This window comes from Acinetobacter lwoffii, from assembly GCF_024129715.1.
Taxonomy (GTDB): domain Bacteria; phylum Pseudomonadota; class Gammaproteobacteria; order Pseudomonadales; family Moraxellaceae; genus Acinetobacter; species Acinetobacter lwoffii_U.
Window position 1 is genome coordinate 78,573 of sequence record NZ_JAMXXM010000006.1, and the last position, 14,818, is coordinate 93,390.

General features: G+C 43.8%; 13 protein-coding genes. 3 read left to right on the forward strand and 10 right to left on the reverse strand.

What is annotated here, in order from left to right:
• The first annotated feature begins 8 nt into the window (after positions 1 to 8).
• Entirely contained in the window at positions 9 to 3,452 is a 3,444-nt protein-coding gene (locus NI462_RS06670; protein WP_253159691.1) for a DEAD/DEAH box helicase family protein, read from the forward strand.
• A 271-nt stretch (positions 3,453 to 3,723) separates the two neighbouring features.
• Positions 3,724 to 4,659, forward strand: a complete 936-nt coding sequence (locus NI462_RS06675) for a tRNA-dihydrouridine synthase (RefSeq protein ID WP_253159693.1) — start codon at positions 3,724 to 3,726, stop codon at positions 4,657 to 4,659.
• Between the two features lie 373 nt (positions 4,660 to 5,032).
• On the opposite strand, the gene NI462_RS06680 is transcribed toward NI462_RS06675, so the two are convergent.
• The 3 genes from NI462_RS06680 to rpe form a co-directional block, all read right to left on the reverse strand.
• Positions 5,033 to 5,518, reverse strand: a complete 486-nt coding sequence (locus tag NI462_RS06680) for a methylated-DNA--[protein]-cysteine S-methyltransferase (RefSeq protein WP_253159695.1) — start codon at positions 5,516 to 5,518, stop codon at positions 5,033 to 5,035.
• 73 nt (positions 5,519 to 5,591) lie between these two features.
• Positions 5,592 to 5,909 carry a DMT family transporter gene (locus NI462_RS06685; RefSeq protein WP_253159697.1) on the reverse strand — a complete coding sequence of 106 codons (318 nt, stop codon included), beginning with the start codon at positions 5,907 to 5,909 and terminating at the stop codon, positions 5,592 to 5,594.
• Between the two features lie 628 nt (positions 5,910 to 6,537).
• The gene (gene rpe, locus NI462_RS06690) at positions 6,538 to 7,224 is read right to left on the reverse strand and encodes a ribulose-phosphate 3-epimerase (protein WP_148334309.1); all 687 of its coding nucleotides are present in this window, start codon (positions 7,222 to 7,224) and stop codon (positions 6,538 to 6,540) included.
• A 168-nt stretch (positions 7,225 to 7,392) separates the two neighbouring features.
• Here rpe and NI462_RS06695 point away from each other — a divergent pair, with 168 nt between their 5' ends.
• Entirely contained in the window at positions 7,393 to 7,671 is a 279-nt protein-coding gene (locus tag NI462_RS06695) for a DUF2218 domain-containing protein (protein WP_153566722.1), read from the forward strand.
• Positions 7,672 to 7,715: 44 nt separating this feature from the next.
• Here the strand turns inward: NI462_RS06695 and NI462_RS06700 are convergent, their stop codons facing one another.
• The 7 genes from NI462_RS06700 to tsaB form a co-directional block, all read right to left on the reverse strand.
• Positions 7,716 to 8,855 carry a M48 family metallopeptidase gene (locus NI462_RS06700; protein WP_253159699.1) on the reverse strand — a complete coding sequence of 380 codons (1,140 nt, stop codon included), beginning with the start codon at positions 8,853 to 8,855 and terminating at the stop codon, positions 7,716 to 7,718.
• A gap of 11 nt (positions 8,856 to 8,866) precedes the next feature.
• Positions 8,867 to 9,964 carry a YjgN family protein gene (locus NI462_RS06705; RefSeq protein WP_253159701.1) on the reverse strand — a complete coding sequence of 366 codons (1,098 nt, stop codon included), beginning with the start codon at positions 9,962 to 9,964 and terminating at the stop codon, positions 8,867 to 8,869.
• A gap of 120 nt (positions 9,965 to 10,084) precedes the next feature.
• The gene (gene fghA, locus NI462_RS06710; RefSeq protein WP_253159703.1) at positions 10,085 to 10,921 is read right to left on the reverse strand and encodes an S-formylglutathione hydrolase; all 837 of its coding nucleotides are present in this window, start codon (positions 10,919 to 10,921) and stop codon (positions 10,085 to 10,087) included.
• Positions 10,922 to 10,964: 43 nt separating this feature from the next.
• Positions 10,965 to 12,347, reverse strand: a complete 1,383-nt coding sequence (locus NI462_RS06715) for a C13 family peptidase (protein WP_180038495.1) — start codon at positions 12,345 to 12,347, stop codon at positions 10,965 to 10,967.
• 120 nt (positions 12,348 to 12,467) lie between these two features.
• Entirely contained in the window at positions 12,468 to 13,289 is an 822-nt protein-coding gene (locus NI462_RS06720) for a class I SAM-dependent methyltransferase (protein ID WP_253159705.1), read from the reverse strand.
• Positions 13,283 to 14,107, reverse strand: coding sequence for an undecaprenyl-diphosphate phosphatase (locus NI462_RS06725; RefSeq protein ID WP_253159707.1), 825 nt, complete (start codon positions 14,105 to 14,107; stop codon positions 13,283 to 13,285). The genes NI462_RS06720 and NI462_RS06725 overlap by 7 nt, the downstream gene beginning before the upstream one ends.
• Positions 14,108 to 14,123: 16 nt before the next feature.
• Positions 14,124 to 14,789 carry a tRNA (adenosine(37)-N6)-threonylcarbamoyltransferase complex dimerization subunit type 1 TsaB gene (gene tsaB / locus NI462_RS06730; protein ID WP_253159709.1) on the reverse strand — a complete coding sequence of 222 codons (666 nt, stop codon included), beginning with the start codon at positions 14,787 to 14,789 and terminating at the stop codon, positions 14,124 to 14,126.
• Positions 14,790 to 14,818 lie beyond the last annotated feature (29 nt).

Below are 14,818 nucleotides of genomic sequence, written 5' to 3' on the forward strand. Positions count from 1 at the left end.
GTATATATATGAGCAACTTTCAGTTTTTAGAGCCTGAGTTTAGCAAGTTAGCACTCACCGCAAAAGAAGCTGAAAAGCTTGTGTATATTTCCCCTCAAGCATCCTTAATGTTTGCCCGAAATTCATTAGAAAATCTTGTTTTTTGGCTGTATCAATACGATAAAAAACTGACTCAACCCTATGATCCATCGCTGTATAGCCTGATCACTGATGTAAAATTTAAGGAAATTATCCCACCCTATATTTGGGACAAGATGGATAACATCCGCATGGTGGGCAACAGTGCGGTACATGGCAAAAAATTCAAACAACTGACCACTGAAGAAACGGTTAAACACATCAGCCATCTCTTCCTGATCTACGTATGGTTTGAGCGTAATTATGGCTCACCCTCAAAAGATCGCTCTCAGGCTGTTCTATTTAACCCTAAACTGATTCCTAATGCAGATAGCACGCAACCAGTCACAGCAAACAAAGAGCAGCTACAGCAAGAAGCCAAAGCCTTTGATAAAGAATTTGCAGAACAACACAAAGCGTTGCGTGAACGTGAACAAAAACTATTAGAACTCTCCGCAAGTCTGGAAGAACGTGAAAAACTGCTCGCCAATATTGATGCTGATCTAGCGCAGAAACGTCAGCAAGTCGAACAAGCCAAACTTGCCAATAGCAAAGTTCAAGACCATACCGACTATAAAGAAGACGAAACCCGTAAACTAAAAATTGATCTTTTACTAGAAGAAGCAGGTTGGGAAATTGGCGTTACTGCGCGAGAAGAAGTTCCAGTCACAGGCATGCCAAGCACTTCAGGTAAAGGTTCAGTCGATTATGTTCTGTATGATGCCAATGGCTTACCTTTGGCCTTGGTAGAAGCGAAACGTACCTCGGTCGATCCAGAAGTGGGACAACAACAGGCAAAACTGTATGCTGACTGTTTGGAGCAGCAAACGGGACAACGGCCTGTCATTTTCTATACCAATGGCTACCGCACCCGTATCTGGAATGATGTACAAGGTGGCCCACCTCGTTTGGTGCATGGCTTCTATACTCAAGCTGAACTAAAACGCCTGATCGAAAGACGTAAAAACAACCCTGATCTTGGTAGCTTCCCAATCAATGCCAATATTGTCGAGCGTTACTATCAGACCCGTGCCATCAAAGCTATGCTTGCAGCATTTCAGCGTAAGGAACGCGCAGGCTTGCTCATCATGGCAACAGGCACAGGAAAAACCCGTACTGCAATTGCTTTGGTCGATGTGTTGATGAAAGCCAATGTGGTGCAGAAAGTCCTATTTCTCGCGGATCGTACTTCACTGGTGATACAAGCCACCAATGCTTTTAAAGCCAACCTACCTGATTCTGCACCTGTCAATCTGGTCGAGAGCAAAACTCAGAATGGACGGGTTTATCTGTCTACCTATCAAACCATGATGGGCTTGATTGATGAAATGAATGCGGATGGCACACGTAAATACGGTACAGGTATGTTTGACCTGATTATTGTCGATGAAGCCCACCGTAGCGTGTACCAAAAGTTTGGTGAGATTTTTAAATACTTTGACAGCTTGCTTGTCGGTTTGACGGCTACACCACGTGATGAAGTAGACCGTGATACCTATGCATTATTTGGCTTGGAAAGCGGTGTCCCAACCGATTACTACGATTTAAACCAAGCGATTGCCGATGGTTATCTCGTGCCACCTAAAGCCTATTCTGTACCGTTGAAATTCATGCGTGAAGGCGTGAAATATGATGAGCTTTCAGAAGAAGAAAAACTGCATTGGGATGAATTGGATTGGGATGGTGGTGATGCCCCTGATGAGGTGACAGCATCCAAGATCAACAAAGAACTGTTCAATACAGGTACGGTAGACAAGATGCTTCAGCACTTGATGGAAAATGGCATCAAGGTTGAAGGTGGCGATATGTTGGGTAAAACTATCATCTTTGCAGTCAATCAGAACCATGCCAACTTCATTGCAGAACGCTTTGATAAAAACTATCCGCACTATGACGGTAAGTTTGCCCGTGTGATTACGCACTCGACCAAGTATGCACAGAGCTTGATTGATAGCTTTAGTAAAAAAGATCTGGCTGATCCACAAATCGCGATTTCTGTAGATATGCTCGATACAGGGATTGATGTTCCTGAAGTGGTCAACCTTGTCTTCTTCAAAGCTGTACGCTCAAAAGTGAAGTTTACGCAGATGATTGGGCGTGGTACACGGCTTTGCAAAGATCTATTTGCCCCTGAAATGGACAAGAAAGAATTCTATATTTTCGACTACTGTTCCAATTTTGAATACTTCAATGAAAATCCTGATGGTGCGCCTATTTCGACCACAGAACCATTGGGACAACGCCTATTTAAAGCTCGTTTGAATGTTTTGAGTTTGCTTAATTCACCCAATTATCAAACTGAAGAAATGAAAGCTGTACAGCAAGAAATGCGTCAGAGCTTGCAGACTGAAGTGAAGTCGATGAACAAAGACAACTTCATTGTTAAATCTGAAATTGAGCATGTTGAATACTTTAAAACTGATACTGCCTGGGACAATTTGGATGACCTCGCAATTGGCACATTACGAGAACACATTTCCAAACTTCCGAACGAACTAGAGTCTGAACCACTAGAAGCCAAGCTGTTTGACATGCTTTGCTATAACATCGAACTTGCTGTATTGGAAAAAAATACTAAGGCAATTCAGGTTTATGCCAATAAAGTCATCGAAATCACTTCTAAATTGGAAACTAAAGAAAATATTCCTGTGGTAGCTGCACAGATTAACCTGATTCAAGAAATACAAACTGAAGCTTATTGGGAAGGCATCACTGTTCCAATACTGGAGTCGATGCGTAAACGCATTCGGGGATTGGTGAAGCTGATTGAGAAATCTACCTCAACGATTGTGTACTCGATGCTTGATGATGAAATTGGTGAAGCAACAGAGGTGGATATTCCCGTGGTTTCCAGTGGTGTAAACATTGCTCAATACCGTAAACGAGTTGAGAGCTTTATCAAATCCAATGAAGATCACATCACCATTGCCAAGTTGAAGCGTGGCTTAGCTCTTACCCCAACTGACCTGAACGAACTAGAACGATTTGTGTTTGACGCTCAGGAAGTGGAAAGCAAAGAGAAGTTTGAAGAATGTTTTGGTACTGAAAAATCTTTACCGTTATTTATCCGTTCATTGGTTGGATTAGATCGTCAGGCAGTTCAGGAAGCCTTCTCTAAATATCTGCAAGGCTCAACTTACAATGAAAAGCAGATTCGTTTTATCGAAATGGTGATTGAGCATTTGACCATTCGGGGAACATTAGAAGCGTCGCAGCTTTATGAACCACCATTCAATCAAATCCATTATGAAGGGATTGATGGTGTGTTTGGTGATGCCGATGCTGACAACATATTTGGGGTAGTTGAAGCATTTAATGAAAGTGCTGTGGCATAGAACTGAAATTAGTTTTTTTTATAATTTGTATATTCTTTACTAGTAATATTGATTTGAAATCATGCTTTAATTAACAAAAAAGATCCTATTAAAGGATCTTTTTTGTATGTTTTATATAGAATACATTACTAGTAATAATCCGCATTAAAGGCCTTTTTATATCAGCCCAAAAAGTTCAATTTTCAGGTACTCATCATTCAATTCCGATCCAGCCTAGACAGGCTGCCTAAAAAAACGTATAACACCGTTTTAAATTTACAGGTGTGCACCATTGAAACTTGTGCTTGCTCCCATGGAAGGCTTAACCGATCCGATTATGCGTGATGTGCTGACATCCGTAGGTAGCTTTGACTGGTGCGTAACCGAGTTTATCCGTGTCACCGATTCCCTTCTGCCCGACCATATTTATCACACATATTGTCCAGAACTGTTGAATGATGGCAAGACGGCGGCAGGCACACCGGTACATGTGCAATTCTTAGGAAATAATCCGGAGATGCTGGCAGCGAATGCCGCCAAAGTGGCAGCCATGGGCGCACCGGCAATTGACATGAACTTTGGCTGTCCGGCCAAAACCGTGAACCGTCATCGCGGTGGTTCAGTCCTGCTAGATGAACCCGAAGTGGTGCATGAGCTGGTTAAAGCCGTGCGTGATGCCGTTCCTGCACATATTCCGGTTTCCGCCAAAATGCGTCTGGGTTATATGGACCGTAATTTTATGCTGGAAAATGCGCATGCCATTGAAGATGCCGGGGCAGCCTGGGTCACCGTTCATGCACGTACCAAAGCCGATGGCTACACTCCGCCAGCATTCTGGGACCAGTTACAACCGATTCGTGAAGCACTCAAGATCAATGTGATCGCCAATGGTGAAATCTGGAACAATACCGATGCCAAACAGTGTCGACTAGAATCTGGCTGCGAAGACCTGATGATTGGCCGTGGTGCGGTGACCACACCCGACCTGACTCAATGTATCCGTCAAAATTCGGATGCACCTTTGCTGAACTGGAATGAACTGCTGCAACTGCAAATTCGTTTTATCAACGGTCCAGCCAAAACTGAGATCGGGATGGTCGGTCGTTACAAGCAATGGCTCGGCATGATGTCGAAACATTATCCTGAAGCAAAAGCTTTATGGGATGAAGTAAAACGGATTAAAGTTCTGGCAGAGATTACCGGAAAACTGAAAGCTTCAAATATTTAAAAGCAAAAAGCCTTTGAATCATTCAAAGGCTTTTTTATGGGCTTGTAAAAGCTTATGACTGCTTACGCTGCTTTGAATACCGCTTCGAAATAAATCCAATCACAAAGTATGGATAGATTAATTTCCACTAGCCGAACCTCCATATTCTAATTTTTCATTTGTTTTAAATTTTTAGATATTAAAGTTCTTTCATGAATCATTTTTTATAATCACTACAAAGGAAATTCCCCCTCCTTGTAGGAGAGGGCTAGGGAGAGGTTTTACCCCCCTCCTCCCATTGCGAAGCAGTGCTTCTTATCCCAGAAGGAGAAGAAGCTTTTAATATTCATTTAAATATCAATAGAACGATCATTTTTTGATTTATAAAAGAGATCTATGAATGCGTCCGCTCAATATTTAACAGGATTTCTTTTTTATCTAAACCACCGGCAAACCCCACCAGCTTGCCACTGCGACCAATCACCCTATGACAGGGTGCAATAATCGAAATCGGGTTTTTGCCATTGGCTGCACCCACGGCACGTACCGCCTTGATATTACCCACCTGTTCAGCAATGTCGCGATAGCTTCGCGTTTGTCCGTAGGGAATATTCAGTAGCGCCTGCCAGACTTTTTTCTGAAAATCAGTACCGGCAAAGTCCAAAGGCAGGTCAAAAACATTGCGCTGACCAGCAAAATATTCCTGAAGCTGACGTCTGGTTTCAATCAAAACCGGATGCTGTGGATCTTCAACCAAGGTCGCCAGTTTCACCCGATTCGGCTGTTCACAGTCCCAAAGCACGGCTACCAGCGCGGTTTTATTCGCGACCAGTCGTAACTGACCTACGGGAGAATCCATATAGAGATAACTTAAGTTCATGATGGCGCCCTGTCCCAATCACTGGAGTTCATTTTCTATATTAACCCAGTTCACCGAGACAGGCAGATACAAATTATGAAGAGGATACTTTCATCAGCACCAGACCGGAAATGATGAGTACGGCAGCCAGCATACGCAACGCTGTAGCGGGTTCACCCAAAACCCAAATACCAATGAGAAATGAACCCACTACACCAATCCCGGTCCAGATCGTATAGGCTGTACCTAGTGGCAAAGTACGCATCGCATAAGCCAGCAAAGCAAAACTCAGTACCATGAAGACAATGGTAATAATACTTGGGGTAAGTCTGGTAAAGCCTTCAGACAGCTTCATCGAATATGCCCAAACGATTTCAAAAATACCCGCAAGAATAAGTACGATCCAGGCCATGCAGCCCTCCTCCTTTTATATAAGAATCAGGCCGTCCTGATGATTTTTCCTGTAAATTCCGATATGCAATTCACAAGGGAGGTCGTTCCTCCTAGGTGTAAAAATTTTATAAAACCACATTGCAGTAATCTGGCTATTTTTACAAAACATGACTTATCGAGATACAACTTAACTTTGCCTTACTCAAATCCTCACGACATTCATGGCTATTCTGGTTATGGTAGATGTTGAAAATGCCAAGTCAGAAATAGTTCTAATAATCGGGCAATTCATCCACAACAATTACATGAGAATGGACTCAGAATATTAAGTTATACACATCAATTAAATTTAAACTTTGTCTGGAGTAATTACATAATGAAACACAAATATGCGAGACATTGATCATTTTTTACTTGGTTGAATTATTAACTCTTGATTAACAAATAACCACTAAACATAAGGGTTATATGTAATAAAAAAGAACCCAATTTGAGTTCTTTTTATACAAATATTGTCTAAATCACAATCAACCACGGTACAAATGATTACATTTTATGCAACATATCCATATGGTTATCAACATAGATATCTACACACTTATCCATAAAGTTATCCACATATTTATGCGCATCTGATGTTTTAGCGATTAGAGTTGAATCTGTCCTACTCTGGCTAACTCTGCACGCATTTCATCAATCACAGCTTTATAATCTGGCTTGCCAAAAATAGCTGAACCCGCCACAAACATATCGGCACCCGCTTCAGCAATTTCACGAATATTACTCGGTGTAACACCACCATCGACTTCCAGACGAATATCACGACCTGAAGCATCGATCAGTTGACGTGCCTGACGCAATTTATCCAAAGTCATTGGAATAAATTTCTGTCCACCAAAGCCCGGGTTCACACTCATGAGCAGAATTTGATCGACTTTATCCAGTACATAATCCAGATAATGCAGTGGCGTTGCTGGGTTAAATACTAGACCCGCTTTGGCGCCACCTGATTTGATCAACTGTAAAGAACGGTCAATATGATCAGACGCTTCCGGATGGAAAGTAATGATATCAGCACCCGCTTCAAGGAAATCTCCGATCATGCGATCTACCGGCTTAACCATCAAATGCACATCAATTGGCGCCTTAATCCCATAATTTTTCAAGGCCTTGCAAACACCCGCACCAAAAGTCAGGTTCGGCACATAATGGTTATCCATGACATCAAAATGGACAACGTCTGCACCTGCTTCCAACACGTTCTCGACTTCTTCACCTAAACGGGCAAAGTCAGCAGATAAAATAGAAGGGGCAATTAAATAAGGCTTGGACATGGGAGAACCTGGCTTGTTGAAATTGGATTTTTCCCATTATATCAAATCCGCTCCGGCTACTGTGATTCGATGTTGCAAGATTAAAACGCTGTGTAACGCTTTGAGGCTTATGCCGGCATCACCGCTTGGTTTAAAGTGCAGGATAATGATGAATAGTGTAGAAAACTGATGAAAAGTATTGCCCATATCCAGACGCAACAAGCTTCACGAATTGCCAAACGCTTGGCCAATCACTGGAAACATAAATTTAATATTGATGAAACCGAACAAAATTTCCTGATTCATTTTCCAAATGCTGAAGTGATATTGGCTCCTGAACAGGATCATCTAACCGTAACGATTCAAAGCACAGATGAATTTACTGACCTGAATAAACTCGAAAATGTGGTTCTGGATCATCTGATCCGTATGGGACAGGAACATCTGACTGCCGACTGGCAAAGATAGGGACTAAAAAGCCGTGATGATCAAGGCATAGCAATGATCAGAAACTAAATACGATGATCCGCCTGATCATTAAAGGCATGAATACGCTGAATTCTTTTATCCAGTTCGGGATGTGATTCCAGATATTTTTTAAACTTCCCGATCAGGCGAATCCATTTCAGTTCGGTTTCTGTCAGGTGCCGGTCTTTTCCATCAATATTGAGAGTGAAATTTTTCATTTTTAAGGTTTGCGATTCCTCTGCCAGTATTCTGGCATTTTCCACCCGCTGCAAAAAGTTAGACAAGTGAATACTGGAAATCTGCTGTTGATGCAAATGCTGCATGGCATAGTCATCGGCATCCAGTTCAATCGCCTGCGAATATCCAGCATCGGTCAGGACCACTACAGATGCGGTGACCACATCACTTAAATCTCCAGTCACCAAGGCAAACAGTCCCGCCGCACCCAGATTAAAAATCACTTTTTGCATGCTATGTTTTTGTACCAGATGGCCTTGTTCGTGGGCCAGTACTGCAAGGACTTCTTCATCGGTGCCGCTGATTTTCACCAGTTCATCAGTCACAATAATGGTGTTATTCGGGATGGCTGCGGCATTCATACCCATGCTTGATCCACCTTGACGGAAAATAATTTTTGCAGGTTTTCCTACAGCAATCTTTTGTTCATACAAAGTTTTTAATCGCGTCTGTTGTTCTGCCGGGAGTGTACTTGGCTGGGTCTGGGCAATTAACTGCTGCTCTGTCCGGTTGCCTACTTCAACCAGAGTCTGCTCCGGAAGGAGTTTTGCCAGCTGTTTGGCGCTATAAGGAATCCCCCATTTTAAAATAATAATCACTGCACTAATCACGATGATCATGGAAAAGAAAATCAGGATCGGTGAACGTTCAAACTCCCAGATCGCATGATAAATATCTTTATGTTTAATTCTGAGCCAATGCGGCACTTTGCTTAAAAACTCAATCCGACGTTCTTCAGGTAACTCAATAATCGGTTTACGACCACCGACACCCCCAATATAAGCCATGTCCGGATAAGCAAAATAAAAATCTGCAGCGCTAACTTGTGCTGGAATATCCTCATCAAGTTTCAGGGCAATCCCTTGTTGCTGATCCGGTACAATCCAGGCACGACGGGCTTCAGCGAGAATTCCATCATAAAACTTAACTTCGACAGGTCGTTTCATCACATTTACTCCTATAGCGATGCATCGAAATCAAATACGTCCAGGATTTCATCAGCCAAAGCACTCGGGTCAGGTTGCAAGATATGCTCAAGATTGGTTTCATCGTCTGCTACATAGAGTTCCAGATGGTTCAACTGATACTCATATAAACGAATGGCAGCCCAAGGCGTCATTAAGCCCAGACTAAGAACACGCACTATCCAGTTGCTCAGCACAATCCAGCTATAACGCCATGTCGTGACCCGTGTTTTAAAGTAACTTTGACCGAGCTCCACATGATTCCAGGTAATGAGGTATAAACGTGCAGAAATGACCGGCCAGACCAGCGCCAGGCAAAGCAGATAGCTAAGCAGTAAACCCAGACTAAACAAATTGGTCCCTATCCGGTCTACCCAGTACACCACTGCTGCAAGCCAGCCAATACCAACCAGCAGGCAAAGACTCAAGGGCAGATAAACGGCAGACATAAACTTGGACCAGTTAATATTCAGCTTGAATTGCAACTGACCAATCGATAAATGATTAAAGCAATAGCGTTTATAGAGCCAGATCATCACCGGACTAAACAGCAGCAAAGTAAAGATATTGATCAGGATGGCCAGAAATAAGACCCTATAAGCCTCACGGTTGCTGCCATTAAAATAAAAACGCACATTGCCATATTTGCTATTTCGGGCCTTGAATTTCAGGGTCATCCGAATGAGCCAAGGCAAACACAGGGCAGCGACCATTAATAAAGAACTGGTGGCAAGGATTGAATAGTTGGTCAGTACAACGGTAACCAGATACAGCTCCAGTGCAAACAGACGACCCAGCAGGATCCGGCTCGGCATGGCCACAAAGTCGAAGCGATGGTTTAAAAATTGGGTATTGCCGTAGAAGTAGCGCATACGGCGTGCTTTGGCCCAAGGGCTGTACAAGGTCAATGTCACAATGGTCAGCATCAGATTCACCATCCAGATACCAAAATATTCGGATGCACTGCCATGAAATCTGAATCCATAACGCTGATATTTAGGGCAGACTGAAGGCGTGGCTTCAGTCGAAAAACTTGAAGCAGCTGGAAATAATGGCTCACTAACACGAATACCGTCTGCTGTCTGCTGCATGACGACCCCAATTTTTTATACTTTTATACATTTGATATTAAAAGAAAAACCCCCAGAATGTAAAAACATTTTGGAGGTTTTTTAATCTTTTTGGCTTTGCTACATATGTGCAGTCTTACTTTAAGGATTTAACTGCACAGCATGGAATTGCAAATGGTCATCTACGAAACTTTGAATAAAGTAATAACCATGATCATAGCCCTGATGTTCACGCAAAGTTAGCGGCTGGTTGACGGCATCACAAGCTTGCTGAAACAAGGCTGGATTAAGCTGACTATAGAACTGGTCCGAAAAACCCTGATCAATCAGGATATCGCTAAATAATGCGCCTTTTTCCTGAACCAAAGCGGTCGCATCATGTTTCAGCCATTCCTCTTTCTCAGTACCCAGATAACTCGAGAATGCTTTGTCTCCCCACGGGCACTGGCTCGGTGCACAAATTGGTGCAAAGGCTGAAACAGATTTGAATTTTTCTGGATATTTAAATGCCAGGGTCAATGCGCCATGACCGCCCATAGAGTGGCCGAAGATCCCGATCTTACCGGGATGGATCACGAACTCCTCAGTGACCAGTGCATAGAGTTCATCGACAATGAAGCTTTCCATTTGATAGTGTTCAGCCCACGGTGCCTGAGTGGCATTAATATAAAAACCTGCACCCTGACCAATATCCCAGTTGTCGCCTTCTGATACGCCTTCACCACGTGGCGAAGTATCCGGTGTAATCAGGATCAAGCCAAGTTGCGCCGCCAGACGCTGTGCATGCGCCTTAATGGCAAAAGTTTCTTCAGTACAGGTCAAACCTGCCAGATAGAATAAAGCAGGACAACTGTGGCCCTCTAAAGCTTGAGGCGGCAGAAAAATGCCAAACTTGGTCGGTGTTTTAAGATAGCGTGAATCAAAACGATAAATCCGCTGTTCACCTTCAAAGCTTCTATTGTTCTGTATAAGTTCCATGGCTATTCCTTATTATTACAACCGGTCTGTGGATGACATTAATCTAGGGAGATGCTGTTGCCGTACTAGTCTGTGGAAATAAACGCTGCTCCAGTTGTGGCAACATCAATTCCATATTCTTGCCAATCACCCATTGCGGTTCTGATGGCTCAAAACCTTGAGCCGATTCCCATTTTGCTACGGTATCTGTGGCCTGGGCGAACGCGCTTTGCAAGCTGCTATTTTCACGCATGGCTTCATCAAAGAACGCACGACCAAAATAGGTATAATCCGCTTCATTCGAACAGCCAAAAGACTGACGGTCGGCTGCCGAAGCCGTAATCACCAAGGTATTATCATTCTGTAAAGCTGAAGCAAAACTGCCTGAAAAACATGCCGAGATCACAATCACGCGCCAGCGTATGCCTGATGCATCCAGTGTCTCACGCAACCATTTTGGATCGACTTGTGCCAGATCCAGCGGGGCATTTTCCATTTCAAATACATTCGGCAAACCGTGAGAGGTCATATATAAAAACAACACATCACTTTCCCGGTTCATCTGCTGCCCCATACGGCGTAATGCCAGCTCCATACTGGTTTTGGAAGCAATCGGCATGGTGGTACGTGTCGCTGGATGATTGACCAAGGCAATCGATCGGCCAAAAGTACCAAAACGGGTATCAAACTGTTCTTTAATCCGCTCGACTTCAGAATGGAATACATCCTGATAGCTCGCTCCAGCCACTCCCATGAAATACCAGTGCGACTGTGCGAATTCACCATACTCGATATTTTCCAGCGCTTTATTCAGCAAAGTTGGCTGGGCATAGAAAGCATCTTCGGCAAAACTCGGTGGAATTTCTTCGACTTTCCAGATCGGCTGATCTTTGACTGAAATCTGCCAAACTACTAGCGTAAACAAAGTCGCCAGCATAATCAGGGCACGTTCCCACCACGGCCATTTTAATTCACGTGAAATCACCCAGACCACTGCCAGACTTTGCCAGACAAACAGCATGACAAAGAGCGTTGGAATATAGTCGTAGAGGATATACGGCAGATAATCCAGATCACCCAGATACTGGATCAGGCACTGGAACAGCATGATGTGGGTATCTAATACCAGCCACAACAAGGCTGGCACCAGCATCAAGCGTGGATTATTGACCCGCTGTGAAAGAAAAATACCGACAATCAGGGCAATAAAAGGCCAAAGCGCATAACTGATCAAACCTTGAGAGTTAAAATCTCCCATACGGCCTGAACTGAGCCAGCTAAACAAACTGTTGGCGCAGCCACCCAAGATCCCCCAGAACACCAGTTGCATGATGGATGGACGGACCAGTTGTAAAGAACGCCTCGACCCCAGAAATAACCACATCCCGGCAATTTGGTTGCTCTTAAAATCGTGCCAAAAATTAATGGAGGGTTTAAAGTCGATCATAGGATTTCAAGGAGATGAGTGGCTCGCTAATGTGCTGAATAAGTTTATGCTTGATAAGCATTTAATCAATGCTAATTTTAAATATATAACAAATCTTTGCTTAATAAAGAAGCCATTATCCTATTCAGCTACAAGTTCATGCTGAAAATACGCATCAAAGCGACAAGCATCGCCTTGCCATTGATGATTTGGCTCTTTTCCGGCCAGAAATACCGCCAAACGTGGACGTTTGACCACGACACGCTTGCCAATTTTCTGCGCCCATTCTAAAAGGTTATCGCCCAGATCCATTTCACCATCTTCAGGCAATAACATATGCAACAGCTGCATCTGTTTTTTGACCTGTGCCTGCTTTTTGACTGCCTGCTGATTTTGATCCCGCTGTGGAAACATTGGATCAAGATAAACTACATCGACAACTTTATGCTGCTGGGCCTGTTGTTGCAGATAATCGGCTGAATCAGAAAAAACCAAATGAATCCGTGATACGACCTGACTTAGAAATGCATCCGACTGGGCACGCGTATGGGTATCTTCAAGCAAGGTGAACAAAATCGGATGCCGTTCAACCAAGGTCACTTGCGCACCTAAATGTGCCATCAACAGACTGTCATGTCCCAGACCTGCAGTCGCATCAACCAAGCTTGGTTTTTCACTTAAATTACAGGCGCGTGCAATCATTTCTGATTTTAAAGAAGCCCGTTTTAACCGTCCGGTTTCCGCTTGCCAGTCCGATTGCATCTTCATGCCGTTGGCACATAACCAGAGTCCCTCAGCATCGACACAAAGGGCCAGTTCAGGGTTTAAACGGAAAAAACGTGCATTGAGTTTTTCAACAGTTTCAATCTCGACCTGTACCCCCCGAGAAGAAAGCACAGCCTCGAAGTGCTGTGCTTTCCCTTGATAGTCAGATTCGGCATATAAGCGAATCGCGCTTACCATAATTTCCAACCTGTATGGGCAAATAATAAAATCAGCAGACCCGAAGCAATACGATACCAGGCAAAGATCATAAAGTCGCGTTTGGCCACGTAAGCGACCAGCGCACGGATTAATATCAATGCCGAGATAAAGGAAACCAGAAGCCCAACTCCGATCACGGTCCAGTCTTCAGTCGTATTTAAGACATCATAGCTTTGATAAAGATCCAGCAGGCCAGCGCCAATGATCACCGGAATACCCAGAAAAAATGAGAATTCAGTTGCTGCCTTACGGGACACACCCAGGAACATCGCACCGATAATGGTTGCGCCTGAACGAGAAGTCCCCGGTATCAAGGATAAAACCTGAATTAGGCCAATCCAGATCGCATCTCTAATGCTGAGTTCTTCAACTTCATGGACACGGACTTGTGGTGGATTCTTTTCAATCCAGATAATGATCAGACCACCGACAATTAAACCAATGGCAATCGCAATATCATTAAACAGTAATTGTTTGACGGTTTGTCCCAGCGTCAGACCAATCAATATAATCGGAATAGAAGCCAGAATCAGGCCAATGCCTAAACGGCGACCTTGCGGTTCACCGCTGACAATCCCGGTCGCTGCCCCCCAAAGACGTGCCCAATATTCATAAATAACGGCAGCAATTGCCCCCATCTGGATCGCGATGACGAATACATCACTCTTTTCCTTGGTCCAGAAATTCATTAATTCTGATGCCAAAATCAAATGACCGGTACTGGAAATAGGCAAAAACTCGGTGATGCCTTCGATAATACCCATGATGGCCGCTTTGAGTAGCAGTAAAAGATCCATGCTTTATCCTAATTAATTATGCTTTGCCTTGTTCTGGAATTTTTTTCCACGCGTTATCGCGTAAATATACGGGTAATGCCAATTCTGCACTCACCCAGTTTTCTGCTTGCGCCGCTGCACGTGCAATGCTGGCAATATCCTGTGCGGTCGCATGCACATCTTTATAAATTGAAGTTTCGCTTTGTACCAGTTCAGCACCTGAACCGACCGGGGTAAACCGTACAGCTTGGCTGCCTTCTGCATAACTTAACAGTTGCTCATCATCGACCGGTTGCATAATCCCTTGTGCATCCAGTTGATAGCTTGCGATATAAACTTCGCTCATGCGGGCATCCAATACCGCAGACACTTGCGTGAGGCCGTGTAAACGATAGGCTGCTTGTGCCAAAGCCTGTAAAGTCGACACCGGAATCACAGGCAAGTCATTGGACCAAGCCAAGGCCTGAGTCACGGCAGCATTAATACGCACACCGCTAAAAGAACCCGGACCACGACTAAAGGCAATCGCGGTCAAATCAGCAATGGCCAGCCCAAGATCTTGCAGACCTTGTTCAATCATCGGGAGAATCGTTTGCGTTTGTGCCTTGGCGCGCGCATCAAGCTGAAAAAATAGTTCTTGAGTATCATCGATTACAGAAACGGAACACTGCTCATTGGCAGTCTCCAATGCCAGCACTTTCATGCACAACCTTAATTCAGAGAATATAAAAA